This is a genomic window from Candidatus Omnitrophota bacterium (genome assembly GCA_030688425.1).
Lineage (GTDB): Bacteria > Omnitrophota > Gorgyraeia > Zapsychrales > JANLHA01 > JAUYIB01.
Window position 1 is genome coordinate 727,107 of the sequence record JAUYIB010000012.1, and the last position, 15,843, is coordinate 742,949.

General features: G+C 57.5%; 18 protein-coding genes. All 18 read right to left on the bottom strand.

Translation table 11 applies throughout. The features are described 5' to 3' along the window. Position 1 precedes the first annotated feature (1 nt). Positions 2–214: a DUF4177 domain-containing protein gene (locus Q8Q08_04515; GenBank protein MDP2653275.1), complete on the bottom strand. Its 213-nt coding sequence runs from the start codon at positions 212–214 to the stop codon at positions 2–4. Between the two features lie 18 nt (positions 215–232). Then, positions 233–889 (bottom strand): 7-cyano-7-deazaguanine synthase QueC, encoded by a 657-nt coding sequence (queC, locus tag Q8Q08_04520; GenBank protein ID MDP2653276.1) that lies wholly within the window; start codon positions 887–889, stop codon positions 233–235. After that, positions 889–1,521 (bottom strand): MjaI family restriction endonuclease, encoded by a 633-nt coding sequence (locus tag Q8Q08_04525; protein MDP2653277.1) that lies wholly within the window; start codon positions 1,519–1,521, stop codon positions 889–891. Before Q8Q08_04525 ends, queC begins: the two co-directional genes overlap by 1 nt. Next, positions 1,514–2,824: a DNA methyltransferase gene (locus tag Q8Q08_04530; protein MDP2653278.1), complete on the bottom strand. Its 1,311-nt coding sequence runs from the start codon at positions 2,822–2,824 to the stop codon at positions 1,514–1,516. Before Q8Q08_04530 ends, Q8Q08_04525 begins: the two co-directional genes overlap by 8 nt. A gap of 78 nt (positions 2,825–2,902) precedes the next feature. After that, positions 2,903–3,265, bottom strand: coding sequence for a 6-carboxytetrahydropterin synthase QueD (gene queD, locus Q8Q08_04535; GenBank protein MDP2653279.1), 363 nt, complete (start codon positions 3,263–3,265; stop codon positions 2,903–2,905). 116 nt (positions 3,266–3,381) lie between these two features. Further along, positions 3,382–4,191: a glutamate racemase gene (murI, locus tag Q8Q08_04540; protein ID MDP2653280.1), complete on the bottom strand. Its 810-nt coding sequence runs from the start codon at positions 4,189–4,191 to the stop codon at positions 3,382–3,384. Positions 4,192–4,209: 18 nt separating this feature from the next. Beyond that, the gene (locus tag Q8Q08_04545) at positions 4,210–5,232 is read right to left on the bottom strand and encodes an N-acetylmuramoyl-L-alanine amidase (protein ID MDP2653281.1); all 1,023 of its coding nucleotides are present in this window, start codon (positions 5,230–5,232) and stop codon (positions 4,210–4,212) included. Between the two features lie 9 nt (positions 5,233–5,241). Next, the gene (locus tag Q8Q08_04550; protein MDP2653282.1) at positions 5,242–6,756 is read right to left on the bottom strand and encodes a secretin N-terminal domain-containing protein; all 1,515 of its coding nucleotides are present in this window, start codon (positions 6,754–6,756) and stop codon (positions 5,242–5,244) included. A gap of 142 nt (positions 6,757–6,898) precedes the next feature. Further along, the gene (locus Q8Q08_04555; protein ID MDP2653283.1) at positions 6,899–7,390 is read right to left on the bottom strand and encodes a hypothetical protein; all 492 of its coding nucleotides are present in this window, start codon (positions 7,388–7,390) and stop codon (positions 6,899–6,901) included. A 4-nt stretch (positions 7,391–7,394) separates the two neighbouring features. Beyond that, positions 7,395–7,928, bottom strand: a complete 534-nt coding sequence (locus tag Q8Q08_04560; protein MDP2653284.1) for a hypothetical protein — start codon at positions 7,926–7,928, stop codon at positions 7,395–7,397. Next, complete coding sequence (locus Q8Q08_04565) at positions 7,925–9,340, bottom strand: PilN domain-containing protein (protein ID MDP2653285.1); 1,416 nt, start codon at positions 9,338–9,340, stop codon at positions 7,925–7,927. Before Q8Q08_04565 ends, Q8Q08_04560 begins: the two co-directional genes overlap by 4 nt. Continuing rightward, on the bottom strand, positions 9,337–10,332 hold the full coding sequence (locus Q8Q08_04570) for a type II secretion system protein GspK (GenBank protein ID MDP2653286.1): 996 nt from the start codon (positions 10,330–10,332) through the stop codon (positions 9,337–9,339). The genes Q8Q08_04565 and Q8Q08_04570 overlap by 4 nt, the downstream gene beginning before the upstream one ends. A gap of 23 nt (positions 10,333–10,355) precedes the next feature. Further along, positions 10,356–11,015, bottom strand: a complete 660-nt coding sequence (locus tag Q8Q08_04575; protein ID MDP2653287.1) for a type II secretion system protein — start codon at positions 11,013–11,015, stop codon at positions 10,356–10,358. Between the two features lie 2 nt (positions 11,016–11,017). Continuing rightward, positions 11,018–11,245 (bottom strand): hypothetical protein, encoded by a 228-nt coding sequence (locus Q8Q08_04580; protein ID MDP2653288.1) that lies wholly within the window; start codon positions 11,243–11,245, stop codon positions 11,018–11,020. Next, on the bottom strand, positions 11,205–11,651 hold the full coding sequence (gene gspG, locus Q8Q08_04585; protein MDP2653289.1) for a type II secretion system major pseudopilin GspG: 447 nt from the start codon (positions 11,649–11,651) through the stop codon (positions 11,205–11,207). The genes Q8Q08_04580 and gspG overlap by 41 nt, the downstream gene beginning before the upstream one ends. Positions 11,652–11,696: 45 nt before the next feature. Further along, on the bottom strand, positions 11,697–12,917 hold the full coding sequence (locus Q8Q08_04590; protein MDP2653290.1) for a type II secretion system F family protein: 1,221 nt from the start codon (positions 12,915–12,917) through the stop codon (positions 11,697–11,699). Between the two features lie 10 nt (positions 12,918–12,927). Then, positions 12,928–14,445, bottom strand: coding sequence for an ATPase, T2SS/T4P/T4SS family (locus Q8Q08_04595; GenBank protein ID MDP2653291.1), 1,518 nt, complete (start codon positions 14,443–14,445; stop codon positions 12,928–12,930). A gap of 220 nt (positions 14,446–14,665) precedes the next feature. Continuing rightward, positions 14,666–15,733, bottom strand: coding sequence for a hypothetical protein (locus tag Q8Q08_04600; GenBank protein MDP2653292.1), 1,068 nt, complete (start codon positions 15,731–15,733; stop codon positions 14,666–14,668). Between the last annotated feature and the right edge of the window lie 110 nt (positions 15,734–15,843).

Sequence of the window (15,843 nt, forward strand, 5' to 3'; positions counted from 1 at the left end):
GCTATTTTTCCCTTTCGAGGATGACCATAAATGCTTCCCGTTTCCAGAACATAAACAGCCGCCGGGATTCCCGCTCCATGGTCACGACACGGTATCCTTCGGCCGCCTGGGAATTGAGAAAACTGCTGAATCGGACCGGATCCACTTTGGACTGCCCAAGGATCAACGACCCCAGAACCCCTTCCTGGTAAATGATAACTTTGTATTCTTTCACGGTGTCCTCCCTTGTTGTTTAAGACGGATCTTTCAATCCCAGGGCCTCGAATCCCTTTTCCCTCAACAGACAGCTGTCGCACCGTCTGCAGGGACGCTGTCCCCCGCTATAACAGGACCAGGTCAAATGATACGGCACTTTGAGTTTGCGCCCCAGCTCAATGATCTGGGCCTTGGTCTTGCGGATGAGCGGGGTTTCAATGCGGACCGGCCTGCCTTCCACCCCGGCCTTCAATCCCCGCCGGAGCGTTTCCTGAAAGGCCCGGTAAAACTCCGGCCGGCAGTCCGGGTAGCCGGAATAGTCGATGGCGTTGGCCCCGATGAAGATCGTCCGGGCGCCGACGGCCTCGGCGTAGGAAGCGGCAAAGCTCACGAAAATGGTGTTGCGCGCCGGGACATACGTCACCGGGATCTCCCGGGGGATGCGCCGGCGGTTTTTCGGAAGAGGAATTTTCTTGTCCAGAAGCGCGGAGCCGCGCCAGGGCAGGGGAATCTTGACGACCTTGTATTCACTTCGGCTCAGCGCGGCGATCCGTTTGGCCAGGGTGATCTCCTTGCGGTGCCGCTGGCCGTAATCAAAGATCAGACAATACGTCCGATACCCCCGGCTCCTGGCGTAATAAAGCGTCGTGGCCGAATCCAGCCCGCCGGAGAGCAGTACAATCGCGCGTTTCATCAATTTGATAGTCGCTTAATTTCAGCGGAAATTTCATCAATGACTTCAATATTTTGGATCTGCTTTTTATCCCCAACCTTAACGGAAATTACGTAAAATACCTTACCGCCATATTTTTTTGTAAATTTTTCATGTGCCGATGCCTGGAGAGATCTTTCTTTAAATATCTGGCTTATGTGCGAAACTCCTCCCGCAGGCTTAATCTGCAAGCCGATGTATTTATCCTTTATTTGAATAAAAAAATCGACATTATACAACCGGTCCCACTCATCTGAAGCCGGCTCCATCTTGATCTTCAATATCTCTGCCAACTGCCCATAAATCGTCTGGATCTCAGTGACATACCCCTGATAGGTTCTATTGATTACCATTTGAAACATATAATCTATACAATCTTCTTCAGTAATACCCTCAACCTCCGCTGCAATGACTTCTGTTATTTTAATATAAAGTTTCTTACCCAAATCTTCGATATGCCCTTTCGGGCGGACATTTTCAAAATAGTATTTCTCCCACTCTTCAATGGCCTTAGGGGAACACTTTCGTATTTCCTCAGAAACCGACCCGACATTCCGGCTAAAATTCATCTGGAACCGGTTCATCGCGCTATTTAATATCCATTCTTTAGCCATGAGCCCCGCTTTTCAATTCAAGAAATTTTGTTTTGTATTTATAGTCTGAATTTTTGTCGACATCCACAAGCCCGCTTTTGATCAAATGCGCGTTGACGAATGTTTTGTTTTGAAGGTACATGTAACAAAACAGCCTTTTCTCGGCATCATACTTTTCCTGGTCATATTTCAAAAAGACTCGCTGCCCCCGAGTTTTATCTCTTAAATATCCGATAGCTTCATCTTGCTTCGCGACGTCCTGCCTCACGCCAATCAATTTCACCATAAGGCCATTATCAAGCCTAACGATCTCGGGGCTCACAATCTCTTTAACGGTATAGAAATCCCCCCGACCGCCGCTATTCTGGTCGATCTTAGAACCGAACTGCAGTTTCTTCGGGTCAATTTTCTTGTCAAATTTAACGGGATCCTTAAATATATACGGCAACTTTTGTATTTCGGCGGCAAAATCGATAGAAAGCTTCTCTTGCCCGCAGACATCAAATTCACACTCCTCAAAGAGCATTTTTTCCTGACAACCGATTTTTGCTTTAATGATCGGGAGAAAATCATCATTAATTTCATAGCCGACGGAATTCCGCTCTAACTTTTTTGCAGCCAAGGTGGTCGTCCCGCTGCCCAAGAAAGGATCCAACACAACATCTCCGACAAAGGCAAACATTTTAATCAACCTCTTGGGAAGCTCTTCCGGGAACATGGCCAAATGCTTATCTTGCTTTTCCCCCGCAAAATTCCAGTGCCCAGTGAAATACTGGTTCCATTCCTCCGTGGTCATCCTTGATTTTTCGCGGATCTCTTGTCCAACGGGCCTCGGAGTCCCCTGTTTCTTAAAAATTAAAATGAATTCGTAGTCTATTTTAAGAATCCCATTGCGCGGATAAGGGAAGGACCCCATAACCGTAGCTCCGCCTGTTGTGTTGCAAGTCGTGACCTTCTGCCAAATAATGGCGCCCATGTAATCAAATCCGATGGTTTCACAAAATTTTATAATTTCAGTCCTGATAGGAATTATTTTATAACGTCCATAATAAACAGACCTCGCGAATTGATCACCGATATTAATGCACAGCCTACAGCCATCTTCTAAGACACGACAACTCTCCCGCCACACAAGATTTAAATTATTGATATAATCTTCATATGTGTGGTTATATCCAATCTGGTTTGCATCGCCATAATCCTTGAGTTGCCAATAGGGGGGCGAAGTAACAATCAGCTGGACGGAAGAATCGGCCACCTCTCGCATGCAGCGGGCATCTCCTATGATAACTTTATGCGACGTTTTTTCGGTCTTTCTTATCATTTAAACCAGCTCCTTCTCACACCACGATAGGCATCTCCATATTTGTGCGTACGCGCGCTCCCGTAATCCATACAATCATTACTCATAATACGTCACGCTCGCCGTTTCGGACTCCCAGACCCGGACCTTGAGCAGCTTGAACGGCCGGCAGTCTTGGGCGAATTCCTGGTAAATGTGCTTCGCGAGATTTTCCGTCGAAGGGTTTGCGCTCTGGAACGCGGGCAGGTCGTTGAGATTCACGTGGTCGAGCCGGTCGAGCAGGGCGTTGAGCTTGTGCTTGACCTCCTTGAAGTCCATGATCAACCCGATGTCGTTCACCCGGTCCGCCTGGATCGTGACCTCGGTCTTCCAGGTGTGGCCGTGCAGATTCTTGCAGGGCCCGTCGTACCCGCGCAAGGCATGCGCCGAACAAAAATGGCCCGTGACTGATAATTCAAACATCAATGAGCTCCCAACTTACGGAGTCCCGCAGGGGCGACGTAAGTTTGTTGAGCGAATTGATCCCGCCGTCTTCCCGCCGCAGGCGGGAGGCGGGATTCAGATCGCATTGTTAAATTTCACACCGGACACCGCGTCACGTGCTCGATATCAAACCCCAAAAACTGCTTCGCCGCCTTCTGAAAATGCTTGGGTTCGTCCGAAACCAGGAACCGGTAACGGGCGGTGCGCCGGGCCGTCCGGCTCAAACCGGTCTCAACCAAAAGCCGGGCCACTTCCTGCGCGACCTCCTGGGCCGAGTCGATCAGGGCGACCTGCGAACCCATGACCTTGCCGATCACGGGCTTTAACAGCGGATAATGCGTGCATCCCAGAATCAGCGTGTCAACGCCCCACGACTTCAATTTGTTCAGGTATTCCTGGGCGATCTCATGGGTCACCTTCTGGTCAAACCATCCCTCTTCCACCAGCGGAACGAACAGCGGGCAGGCCTGGGCGATGACCTTGATGCCGGGGTCGGCCTTGGTGATCTCTTTTTCATACGCCGAGCTTTTGATCGTGGCCGGGGTCGCGATCACGCCGACGATGCGGTTCCGGGTGGAACGGACCGCTTTCCTGGCGCCGGGGACGATGACGCCCACGATCGGGAGCCGGAACGTCCGGCGCAGGACCGGCAGGGCGTGGCTGGTCGAGGAATTGCAGGCCACGACGATCATCTTGACGTTGTGCTTGAGCAAAATCGAAATGTTCTGTTTGGAGAACCGGATGATGGATTCGCGCGACTTGGTCCCGTAAGGGACGCGGGCGGTGTCGCCGAAATACACCACGTCCTCGTTGGGCAGCTGTTTCATGATCTCCTTGACCACGGTGAGCCCGCCGAGGCCGGAATCGAAAACGCCGATGGCCAGATTTTTCTTGCCGGATGCCATGACAATCCTTTCCGAATATTACCGGGAAACGTATTCCCAGATGCTCTGCGCCAAGCCTTGGGCGATCTTCTCCCGGTGGCCGTCGGTCTTCAGCAAATTCTCTTCTTTGCCGTGGGAGACATATCCCACTTCCACGAGGATCGCCGGGGTCAGGGTGTTCCTCAAAACGAAAAACCCCGCCATCTTCCGGCCGCGGTTGTGGGCCCTGGTCTCATCGGACACGACCGAGGCCACAAAACTCGCCAGCGAATAAGACTCGACCCTTTTGTACGAATACATCATGTCTTCCAGGATCTTCTTAAGAGTATCAGAATTTTGCTCCATTGACAATCCGCTGAACAACAACTGGTGGTTGCGGCGGCGCTGGTCTTCTTTCTTCTCTTTGGACTCCAGCTCCCGGCAGGCGTAGACCTCCACGCCCTGGGTGTTCTTGGACGGGCTGGCGTTGGCGTGAACGCTGATGAACAAATCCGCTTGGGCCCGCGTGGCGATCTCGGTGCGCTGTTCCAGCGTGAGGAAAACGTCCCGGTCCCGCGTCAGCACGACCTCAAACCCCTTGCCCCGGAGCTTTTTCGCGAGATTCTGGACGATGCCGAGCGTCACGTCTTTTTCCCGCAGGCCCGACCGGCCGATCGCGCCCGGGTCCTTGCCGCCGTGCCCGGCGTCCAGGACGATCTTCTGAAACCGCATCCGCGCCGCCGTCTTCACCGGGGCGGCCGCCAGCAAGCGGTCAATGATCTCCGCCTTGAAATCCGGCGGGACAATGATCAAACTGCGCTGGATCTTCAGCGGCGCGCTCAAGGGGATAGTTTTGCCGTCCAGCACAACGAGGTGACTGCCGACCAGGGCGCGGGCCTCTTTGCTCCCCTTGCGCATGGTCACGGTCTGGGACACGCTGTCCAACTGCCAGGAAATGCCGTTGGCCTCGCACATCTCCTTCAAATTCGCCTGAACGCCGGGGCGCGGCGCCGTGGCGCATCCGCCCACAAACGGCGCGGCCGCCAGCAACAGGAGACAACCATATCGGACCAATCTCTTCAAACAAAACTCCTAGGGAATGAGCGCCGCTTCCTTGAGGATGTCCTTGGCCGGGGCGTCGCCGGTGATGATGGTCGGCGTCAAAAGGATCACGATCTCGGTCTTGCGCTTCTGCTGGGAACTGTTGCGGAACGCCATGCCCAGGACCGGGATGTCGCCCAGCAGCGGGATCTTGTTCCGCGTCTCCAGGCTTTCCTCCTTGATCAGGCCTCCGATCACGATCGTCACGTTGTCCTTGACCATGACCGTGGTTTCCGCCTCGGAGGTCTCCTTGACCGGGATCACGTTGTTGTTGCTCGTGGTCAGGGTCTTCACCACCGAGCTGACCTCGGGCTTGATCTTCATGGTGACGTAATCGTCATGATGAATGGTCGGGGTCACGTACAGCTTGATGCCCACGTCGATAAAATTCACGCTCTCGGCCGTGGTCGCCGGGCCGGACGCGGGTGTTGTCGTGGTGGTCGTGACATACGGCTCCGTGGACCCGACTAAAATTTTCGCCTCCTGGTTGTTGAGCGCGGTGATGTGCGGGCTCGACAGGATGTTGGTCACGCCCACCGTTTCCAGCGCCTCCACCAGCGCCGTGTAATCGTCGTTGGCGATGGTGCCGATGCTCAGCGATCCCTTCTTGCCGCCGCCCAGGATGTCCAGGTCGTTCTTCAGATCCAGGTTGTGGTAATCCGAGACGATCGCTTCCCAGTCCACACCCAGTTTGTGCTCGTCGTTGAGCACGATCTGCACGATCTTGGCCTCGATCAGGACCTCTCTCTGTTTCACATCGAAGGTCGAGATCAGGTGCGCGATCTCGCGGACGATGGACGGCGTGTCCTTGACGATGAGCTTGTTGGTCCGCTCATCGAACCGCACACTGCCGAGATTTTCGGTGAGGACCTCCTGCACCTTGGCCGCCACGTCCTTGACCGGCGCGTAGCTCAACTCAAAAACGCGTGTCTCGCTGGGCAGGTCGATCTGCTTGGCCAGCGCCTCCATCGAGTCCAGCTTGTCCGGGGAATCCATCAGGACCACCGTGCTGGACTTGGCGTCCGCCACGATCTTTCCCGACGGGCTTTTCACCTGGTTCAGCACGGCCACGATGTCCGCCGTGTCCGCGTAAGCGATCTTGAGGATGCGGGTCTGGACCTTGCCTCCGAACTTGAAGCCGTAACGCTGTTCGAATTCCACGGCCGGCATCACGTAAACGATCCCGTTGTCCACGTTGTAGGCCAGGTCGTTGGCGTCGAGGATGATGTCCAGGACCTCCTTGAGCTTGACGTTCTTCAGGTAGATCGAGACCTTGCCCTTCACGTCCTCGCCGGCCACGATGTTCAGCCCGGTCTTCTGCGACAACAGCTTGAGCACGTCCATGATGTCCATGTTGCGCAGTTCCAGGACGTCCACCAGCATGTTATGGGGCAGTTCCTGCCCGGCCGCCTGCGCCTGCTCAGGGACCGGCGCCGCCGTGTCTGCGGCAATCCCCGCCCCGGCCAAAAGCCATCCCGACACCATCATGATCAAACCGGCGCGCACAGTCACTTCCCCTTTTGGCATCCCCGGGCCCGGCCCAGGGAGAAAACTCTATAAAAGTCGATTTATTATATATCAGGTTGGCCTGATAAGAAAATTCATTCCTCTTATTTCATTTGATAGCAAACCGCAATCCATCCCTGAATTATCTGACAGGCGCCAATTCCATCCGCTCGCCCTGGAACTCAAATATGACGCGGCCGTCCAGGATCCTTTCTAAGACAGCCCCCTCCAGACGGTCGCCGGGGGATAAAAAAACCGGCCCCTCGGCCTTTCCTCCCTCCAGCACAGCCACCGGGTGATCATCCAGAACAATCCCGACCACCTGATAGCCCCCGGACAAATTCGGCCGGCTGGCGGCAATAGGGTGGCCGGCAGAATTGTCCGGCGTGTCTTGCTCCCGGGCGGAACCAGTAAATAAATCCCTGGATTCAAAAATTTTTCCGTACTCCATAAAATTTCCCGCTTTAGACACAGGGATCGCCCTCATCTCCGGCTTTCGGGACATCGCCTCGCCGGAAGACAATTCCCCGGCGCTGTCGCCCGGAGAAATATCCAGGGCCTGCCAGCCGATCAAAACCGCGCAGATCAAACACAGGCAGCACAAAAAGACATTCACGCACCTCAAAAGCATCATCCCATCACTCCTCCACAAGGATCCGCCCCATCACCAGGCGGCAGCGCAACTCCGGGGCATTGGGGGATTTTCGTTCCAGAAAAAACTCCTGCACATCAAAATAATACGGGCCTTGCTGCGCATGGTACACAAATTCCATGATGCCGTTCATCGGCCCCTCGATCACGAGGCCGACCGGCACATACGCCGCGATCCCGGTCTTTTTCGCTTTCTGAGGCTTGATGTCGGCAACCGTGATCCCGGCCCGCCGGGCCGACTCCTCGATGCCTGACTGGACATAGGCCAGAAGATCCTGTCCATCGTCCGGTTGCCGAAAGATATTTGTCCTGTCTGCATATCCCTCAATAAAGACCTGCGCGTCCCGGACCGCGGCGGTGTCCCGCCGCACATCCCGATAAACGCGCTCCATTTCGGAATCCAGGGACGACAACCGGACAAAATATCCCTGTTCCAGGATGCGGTAACCGGCCGCAGCCAGGGCCAGGACAAAAACAACGCCGGCCAATATTTTTTCTCTGGCTGACCAGTTCCTTTTCATCGCTCCCCTCCTGCACCGGACGCGGCCAGCCGGAAAACCAATTTGAAATCGATCATCTCCGCCGTCCCCATCTTCTTTTTTGTCGCGAATTCCAAGGCCACGTCACGGAACGCGGACGACCCGGCCAACGTCTGCTGAAAACCATGAACACCCTCTTCAACCGGGGCCCAGCCCTGGACGGACCAGACGCCGGAAGCGCTCATCGCGACCGACCGCAAAGAAATGTTCTCCGGCATCAAGTCATACAGGTCTTTCATGGCATCCACGACCAGGACACGGCCCTGGACCCTGTCGTCGACGGCACGGTAACCATTCATCTTTTCCCTTTCCCGCCGGACCTGGGTCTGCAGGGACCGCGCCTCTTCCTGCAGACGCTCCACCTGCGCTTCTCTGCGGCTGACGGCGGCCTGCATAAAAAAACACAACAAACCAACCGCCAAAACCATCAGCACCGCCGACAGCGAGATGGTCCGCCTCAGCCGGCAGGCCGCCCGTCGGGCAAGAATATCCTTCGGCATGAAATCCATCATCTGGTCTGTGCCGGCGCTCATGACACCCAGGACTCCCGCTGACGAAAATTGCGCCGGACACGGCGAGCCCCAGGAGATCGCATGGGGCCCGCCGGAAAGGGCCGGACCCGGAAGAGTCTCTGCCGGCAAGGAGACGGCTCCCGCCAATTCCCGCAAATCCACCGGCAACCTCTGGACTGAGGCCGATCCGAAAATCCTCTCCGGCCCGGCCCCGGGGCATTGTTGGCCGTGCGCCTTGATCGCAGCCGCAATATCTTCGAGCAAGGCCGGGCCTTGTTCCGCCGACGAAAAACTGCGGGAAAAAACCCACTGTTTGTTTTCACAAAAACACACTTCAACCCCGGCGTCATCCGCTTCGATCAGTACCGCGGGCTCCCCGGCAAAATCCGGGTGATCCCTGAAAAATCTCTCCGCGATCGCCTGCGAACTCAAAACAAAATGCTCCGGTGTCAGGCGGCACTTGTGAAGGATTTGCATATAACGGTCGACCGTCACCCGGGAGACAAAAACCGCCAACGCCCTGGAAGAGCCGTCCGGTTCACGTCCGGTCAGGCTCACGTCAAAAATCACTTCCTCTCTGCCATAAGGGACCAGGGATGGGATCTGCAAATCCACGATCCGGCGCATTTCTTCCCGGGACTGTGACGGCAGCGGCAGCTGTTTCAAAAAAACTTCCTGCCGGGGGACGAGGCAAATCGCGCCTCTGCCGCGGCCGCCGAATTCCGAAACCATCTCCGACAACAATTCCTGCGCAGACTTTCCGGACCCCGGAATCTTCCGGATGCCGCCGCGCACGGCCCACGCCTTGTTTTTCCAAACCCCCCGGAAGAATTTGACGCACGCCGCGTTGATCTCGACAACCGTTTTTTCGTCCCGTCTCATGGCTCCCCCTCATCCCGCCGCCAGTCCACAACCGCCAAGGTGTGACGCTCAATGACCGCCTGCGCCGACGTGAAAATCCCCGTGTCTTCATCGACACCTTTGATCCGGACCACAAGGTGCCGCGAAACAGGCGTGCGCAAACGCGCCATCGCTGTCCAAAGGGCCGATTCCCGGGCATTGAGCGGCGTCTCCCGGCCGTCCACCCGCGGATCATCGCCTGTGCCCCAGTTCCCGTCAGCGCCCCGCCGGAATTCCACGATCTTCCGGACAAGTCCGTCGGCATCATCCTGCGACGCGTTGTTGGCCGGACCGGCGAAAAACCGGGCCAGCGCCGCCAGGACCGGCTCCTCGGCCGTATCAAAATTGATCCGCAACCGGCCCTGACGGGGAAAGACCGTGACAAAATTCTTAAGGCGATCAAATATCTCCGGCGTCATCCCCTCAACCATCATCAATTCTTCAACGGCATCAAACGGCCGGTTTTTGCCGGCCGGCTCTTCTCTGCTCTCCGGCGACCCGGCGGACACCTCGTCTTCATCTTTCCGATCCACAACCGCAAAGGATAGACGCGCGGCCATGCCTTCCTCTCCGCCCCCCAGCGTTATCAGTTCGGCCAAAATTCCGCTGTTGGCCGGCGTCAAGGCATTGAGGTTGATCTTTCCGTCTTCATCACTGAAACCCGCGCGGCCGGCGGCGCCCATTTCAAAAAAAGACCGGTCCGCGCCTTGCCGGCCGAACACATGTTCCGGGGCCTCCCCGTCCGGCAAAGAAAATCCGCACTGATAACGGGTATCGAACCCTTGTGACGACAGGTCCGCGGAATCCTGACGAATCAAAGATCGCGCATACATAACGCCCGACAAAACCGCCTGCCGGGAGCGCATTTTCCCCAAATGCGTTTTCACCAGCATCCGTTCGGCACGGAGACTGCGCGCCAGTCCGGCAGCGGCCAGCGACAAAATCACCATCATCCACAAAACCACGATCACCATGACCCCTCTCCGGTTCCCTGTTCTCAACGGCTGTCCTCCGGAGGCCAAAGGCCCCGGGGGATAAGGATCACCCTCCGGAAGGACTCTGTTTCCACAGCCACTCCCGCCGGCAACCCGGGCCCTGACCAGGCATCCTGCCAGGCGGCGCCGGACCTTTTGCCGATAAAGGAAAATTTAAAATCCTCTAAAAGACCGCCTCGGCATAAAATATCCCGCTTGGCGCCGGGGTCTCCCTCGCGCAGCGGAGTAATGTCCCGGACCAGCCGGCGGGCGAGCTCCGTTTCGCGAAAATCAGCTGTCACGGCCGTCTGCTCCTGCCGGTGTTCGCCGATCCGGACCTCGTGTACCTGTCCCTCTTGAGGAATTTCAAAAAAATATCGCACCTTCCACAAGCGGCTTCCTGACACAGTCACGAATGACAAGGCATCTGCCTGGCCTTCAAAGACTAAGCCACCTTCCTCCGCCCAAGACGGGAAGGCAGTTTCCAGATCCGACGACAATTTTTCTATTAACAGGATCCTGGCCCGCAGCCGGTCCCCTTTCTCCTGTGCCAGGCGACTGACGCGCATCCCGCCGATAAACACAGACGCCAAACCGCCGGTAATCAATAAAAAGATCGTCATCGCCAGCAAAACCTCGATGACGGTGAACCCGCCGGGCCGATGGGATATGCGCTCTGCCATGGCTACTCTCCGGGGCTGTCCGCCTTCAGGATGTTCATCAAAAAGATCTCTTCGGATTTCTGCGCCGCAGACAGACGGGTCTCCATCTGCGCCGCCGTCCGCAAAGACGCGCTCAAAGCCCGAAGGGTCAACGCGATCCCGACGGTCAGGACCACCAGCGTCAAAGTCGCCTCAACGAGCAGGACCCCGTCACAGTCCTTCGCGTTCCGTTTCCCAATTCGCCACATCATCCGTGCTCTCCACCCCGTCGCGCCCGCTGGAGGACAGGTCATAATCCCCCGCATTCCGCGCGCCCGGCGAGGCATACACATAATCGTTGCCCCAGGGGTCTTTCGGGATCCGTTTCTTTTTTAAATAGGGGCCGTTCCAGTCCCGGGGGACCGGCGCCGCGGCCGGCGCTTCGATCAGCGCCCGGAGCCCCTGTTCACTCGTCGGATATCGTCCGTTATCCAGTTCATACATGTCCAAGGCCGTGGCAAGATAAGAATCAATGTCGGCCCGCGCCGCCGCGCGCCGCGCCTTTTCCCCCTGGCCCGCCATGTGCGGCACCGCGAACGCCGCCAGGATGCCGATGATCATCAGCACAAGCAGCATCTCGACCAGCGTAAACGCCTTTGCCGTTTTTCCCAATATCATCTTGTCTTTCCCCCTTCCATCCTCTATTTTCCACTTTCGGTGTTTCTACATCCCCTGCACATCCATCGTCATGATCGGCAGGAGCATGGCAACAAAAACAAAACCGATGACCGCGCCCAGGATCAGGACCATGCCCGGCTCGATCAGCGAAAGAAGCCGTTTGACCGTCCGTTGCGTCCGCAATTCACTGTATTCCGCCAGCTTGACCAGCCCCCGCCCGGGACGGCCGGACTGTTCGCCGACCATGATCATGCCGGCCGCGACCGGATCCAGCAACCCGGTCTTACGAAGGGCCTGCGCCAACCCGGCCCCGTCGGAAACATCCCGCCGGACCTCCCGGATTCCGTCTCTGATCGCGATATTGCGAACAACGCCTTCCACCGCCTGCAAAGCGGCCACAATTTCCACGCCGCCGTGAATCAGCGCGGCCAGCCCGCGGGCCAGCCGTCCGGTTTCAGCGGTCCTGATAAACTCCCCCAAAAACGGGACCCGCAAGGCGGCCCGATCCATTCGCAATTGACCCGCCGGATCCCTGGACAACCACGGCAACGCGGTAACGGCTGACACAACCAGGGACGCGCCGATCCACCAAAAGCGGGAAACCGTGCGGGCCGCGCCTGTCACAAAACGCGTGACCAGAGGGAGCTCGGTTCCCCAATCTTCAAAGACGACTGAGAGCTCCGGAACGACAAAACCGAAAAGAACGATGAAACTGATCCCGGCCGTGGCAACGATCAGCCCCGGATACATCAGGCTTGTCACCATTTGCGAAACCGCTTCCTGGTCTTTTTCGCGCCAGACCGCCAGCTCATCCGCGGCCGAGACAAGATCCCCCGAGATCTCCCCGCAACGGATCATGTTGACATTGAGCAGCGGAAAACAAGCCGGATGCCGGGCCATGGCTTCGGAAAGCATCAAGCCGTCCCTAACATTCGAAGCGATGTCACCCAAAAGATCCCGGAGAAGGGGGTGCCGGACCTGGCGGAGGGCCGTCTCCAGCGATTCCAAAAGCGGCACGCCGGCGCCCAGTAGATCCGCCAGCATCCGGATCGCAAACGTGATGTCCCGGTCCGGGACTTTTTTCCCGGACAGACGATGAAGAACGAGTCCGGAGAATTCCGCGTCCCTCTTTTCCCGGACATCCAGAGGCGTCAGCCCCTTTTTCAAGACCGCCCGGACAGCGCCCGCCGGCGTGTCCGCGGCGACTGTGCCATCCACGGTCCGCTGCGGCCCGTCTTTCGCCGTATAGAAAAATGTCGCCATCATGAATCTCCTGTCAACCCTCCGCTGTCACGCGCAAGACCTCGGCCGGCGTGGTGCGGCCTTCCAATATCTTTTTCCATCCGTGTTGAAGCAGCGTCCTCGTCCCCCGGGCAACGGCCTTTTCTTTGATCTGTGTGGCCGGCGCCGACGACATGATCATCTGCCGGACCGGGTCATCAACCGTCAAGAATTCATAGACCCCTTCCCGTCCGTGATACCCTGTCATGCCGCACGATTCACACCCCCGCGCTTCATAAATCCTCAAGTTTCCTGACGGGACCGGACACGCGCCGAAGGCCCGGACGGCTTCCTTATCCAACTCCGCAGGCTTTTTGCACAACGGGCAAAGCACACGCACCAGCCGCTGGGCGACAAAGCACCGGACCGCGCTGGCCACCAGGTAAGGCTCAATGCCCATGTCCGTCAGCCGCGCGATGCCGCCGGCCGCGTCATTGGTATGCAATGTCGAGAACACCAGGTGCCCGGTCAGGGCCACCTGGACGGCGATCCGCGCGGTCTCCAGGTCCCGGACCTCGCCGACCATCATGATGTCCGGGTCATGGCGCAGCATGGAACGCAGCCCGGCCGCGAACGTCAGACCGATCCCCGGGTTGACCTGGACCTGGGTAACGCCGTTCAGCCGGTATTCGACCGGGTCCTCAATGGTGATGATTTTCTTGTCGCGCGAATTCACGGCCGAAAGGCAGGAATACAGCGTGGTCGTCTTACCGCTGCCCGTCGGCCCGGTCAAAAAAATGATCCCGTGCGGGTTCTTCAGAAGAACGTCCAGCCGGTCCAGATCTCCGCTGTCCAATCCAAGCCGCGAGAGGTCATAAAGCTGCCTCGAATTTAAAATGCGGATCACGACACTTTCCCCGAACTGCGCCGGCAAAAAAGAAACTCTCAAATCCAATTCCGCGCCCCCGGCATTGATCTTTAATCTCCCGTCCTGCGGAAGCCGTTTCTCCGCGATGTTCAGCCCCGCCATAATTTTAATCCGGGAATTCACGGCATCCTTAAAATGCCGCACGTGATCCGGGAGCTTGATGTCATACAGCATCCCGTCGATGCGGTAACGGATCTTCAACGCGTTTTCATACGGCTCAATGTGGACGTCGGTGGCACGGGCCGCGTGGGCTTCCGCGAATATCTGGTGAACCCATTTGGCGATGGATGCCTCGGGATCGACCGGGCCGTCATCGACGGGCTGAATATCTCGCTCCCATGTGCCGAAGCCCGCATCGCGCATGGATTCGATGGTTTCCGCGCCGATCCCGTAATATTTGCGGATCGCCTCCCGGACATCCTTCCCTTCCGCTAAAACAGCCTTAACCCTTTTTCCGGTGGCCAAGGCCACGGCATCAAGCATGGAGATATCTTCCGGAGCTGCGGCGGCCACCTTGAGGACACCGTCCGTTTCCTCCAGGGGAACCACCTGATAAAAAACGGCAAACTTCGGAGGCAACAGGGCGGTCGTCTCCGGCGGCACGTTTAGGTTTTTCAAAACCAGGCATTCGTTTCGCATGGCCATGATCGTGACTCGTCAAGGGACGACCCTTCGGGTCGCCACTTGGCCGTGGCATGACCACGGCCAAGTACTGCACCAAGCCACGGGCAGAGCCCGTGGCATCTGATTTGTCTCATACAATTTCAAATGGTGCTTCTTGGGGCAGGGGACGTGCCGGGGGCATTCGGAGAAAAGGGGATCCCTCAATCCAGGGGAATTGATAACACGGCCGGGGCGGCCGTCTTTAGTTCTTCCGGCTGTCGGGCCGGGGGGTCAGGAACACGACCCATTCGGTGCGCTGAAGGACCTGCGCGTTTCTGCGGAACACCGCACTGACAAACGGCAGGTCGCCCAGGACCGGGGTCTTCTGCACAACGGTTTCCGGGGTATAACGGTAAAATCCGCTGATCACGATGGTCTCGCCGGGACGCACGGGGACGTCCACCAGGGACGAGGACTCCGGCCAGGGCCGCGGGCCGGCGGGGGTGTCGGCGATCCATTCGACGACGGGACGGATCTTCATGGTCAGCGCGTCGCCGGTCTTCTGGGGCAGGGCAAACAGGGAAAAATCGTAATTCATGCCGTCGCCGGTCCGGCCGCCGGACGTCTCCCGCATCTCGAGCGGCTGTTGGAGGACCCAGGGGATACGGATCTCGCGGTTGGCAATGGCCTGGACGGAAATATCGTCGGTGTCGTTTTTCGTCCCGATGGTGTCCAGGGCCTCCAGCAGGATCTGCATGTCCTCGCCGGACACGATCCCCATGTTGAGCTCGCCCAGCGGCCGGCCCGACGGGTCGCGGGGATCGGGGATGGGCCATTGCTTCAATTGAGACAAGATCGCGGGCCAGTCGATGCCGGCCTGGTGGTCGTCCTTGAGCTGGATCTGCAGACAGCGTCCGTCGAGGGGCACGTCCACTTTTCTGTCCAAATTTTCGATGATCTCCGTGATCGCCTCGATCTTTTCGGGCGTGTCCATGACGGCCAGCTTCTCGATCAGCTCCTCGAACTGGAGACTGCCGGTGCCGGGGGTCAGCAGGGGCTGGATTTTTTCCCGGATGGCTTCGTAGGTGACGTATTTCAGATAAAATGTTTTAACGGACAGGGCGCCCGGGGGCGGGGTTTCGGGGATTGCGGCCGGGGCCGCGTCTTCGACGGCGCGGGCGGCGCGGTCCATGGCGTCCAGGGCGCGGTCAATGATGGCGTCCCTCGGCTCCTCGGCGCTGAGGCCGGGCGCGATCACCAGGCACAGCACAAATGATCCCCCTGCGACGATAGGGGAAATGCGATGCTGAAAACGCCGGGAATTCTTCATCGAATTTTATTATACCAGTTTTTGGAAAAACGATACGGAAAGTTCCGTCCCTCTTCGCCCTGCATGATTTGCTGACGCAGATCTGATCCCGGCTGCCCCATGCGCTGACG

What these genes read in the sequence shown, in the direction of transcription:
- queC (MDP2653276.1), bottom strand. Translation starts at nt 889, where the DNA reads ATGAAACGCGCGATTGTACTGCTCTCCGGCGGGCTGGATTCGGCCACG.
- Q8Q08_04525 (MDP2653277.1), bottom strand. Translation starts at nt 1,521, where the DNA reads ATGGCTAAAGAATGGATATTAAATAGCGCGATGAACCGGTTCCAGATG.
- Q8Q08_04530 (MDP2653278.1), bottom strand. Translation starts at nt 2,824, where the DNA reads ATGATAAGAAAGACCGAAAAAACGTCGCATAAAGTTATCATAGGAGAT.
- queD (MDP2653279.1), bottom strand. Translation starts at nt 3,265, where the DNA reads ATGTTTGAATTATCAGTCACGGGCCATTTTTGTTCGGCGCATGCCTTG.
- murI (MDP2653280.1), bottom strand. Translation starts at nt 4,191, where the DNA reads ATGGCATCCGGCAAGAAAAATCTGGCCATCGGCGTTTTCGATTCCGGC.
- Q8Q08_04555 (MDP2653283.1), bottom strand. Translation starts at nt 7,390, where the DNA reads ATGATGCTTTTGAGGTGCGTGAATGTCTTTTTGTGCTGCCTGTGTTTG.
- Q8Q08_04560 (MDP2653284.1), bottom strand. Translation starts at nt 7,928, where the DNA reads ATGAAAAGGAACTGGTCAGCCAGAGAAAAAATATTGGCCGGCGTTGTT.
- Q8Q08_04565 (MDP2653285.1), bottom strand. Translation starts at nt 9,340, where the DNA reads ATGAGACGGGACGAAAAAACGGTTGTCGAGATCAACGCGGCGTGCGTC.
- Q8Q08_04570 (MDP2653286.1), bottom strand. Translation starts at nt 10,332, where the DNA reads ATGGTGATCGTGGTTTTGTGGATGATGGTGATTTTGTCGCTGGCCGCT.
- Q8Q08_04575 (MDP2653287.1), bottom strand. Translation starts at nt 11,015, where the DNA reads ATGGCAGAGCGCATATCCCATCGGCCCGGCGGGTTCACCGTCATCGAG.
- Q8Q08_04580 (MDP2653288.1), bottom strand. Translation starts at nt 11,245, where the DNA reads ATGATGTGGCGAATTGGGAAACGGAACGCGAAGGACTGTGACGGGGTC.
- gspG (MDP2653289.1), bottom strand. Translation starts at nt 11,651, where the DNA reads ATGATATTGGGAAAAACGGCAAAGGCGTTTACGCTGGTCGAGATGCTG.
- Q8Q08_04590 (MDP2653290.1), bottom strand. Translation starts at nt 12,917, where the DNA reads ATGATGGCGACATTTTTCTATACGGCGAAAGACGGGCCGCAGCGGACC.
- Q8Q08_04595 (MDP2653291.1), bottom strand. Translation starts at nt 14,445, where the DNA reads ATGGCCATGCGAAACGAATGCCTGGTTTTGAAAAACCTAAACGTGCCG.
- Q8Q08_04600 (MDP2653292.1), bottom strand. Translation starts at nt 15,733, where the DNA reads ATGAAGAATTCCCGGCGTTTTCAGCATCGCATTTCCCCTATCGTCGCA.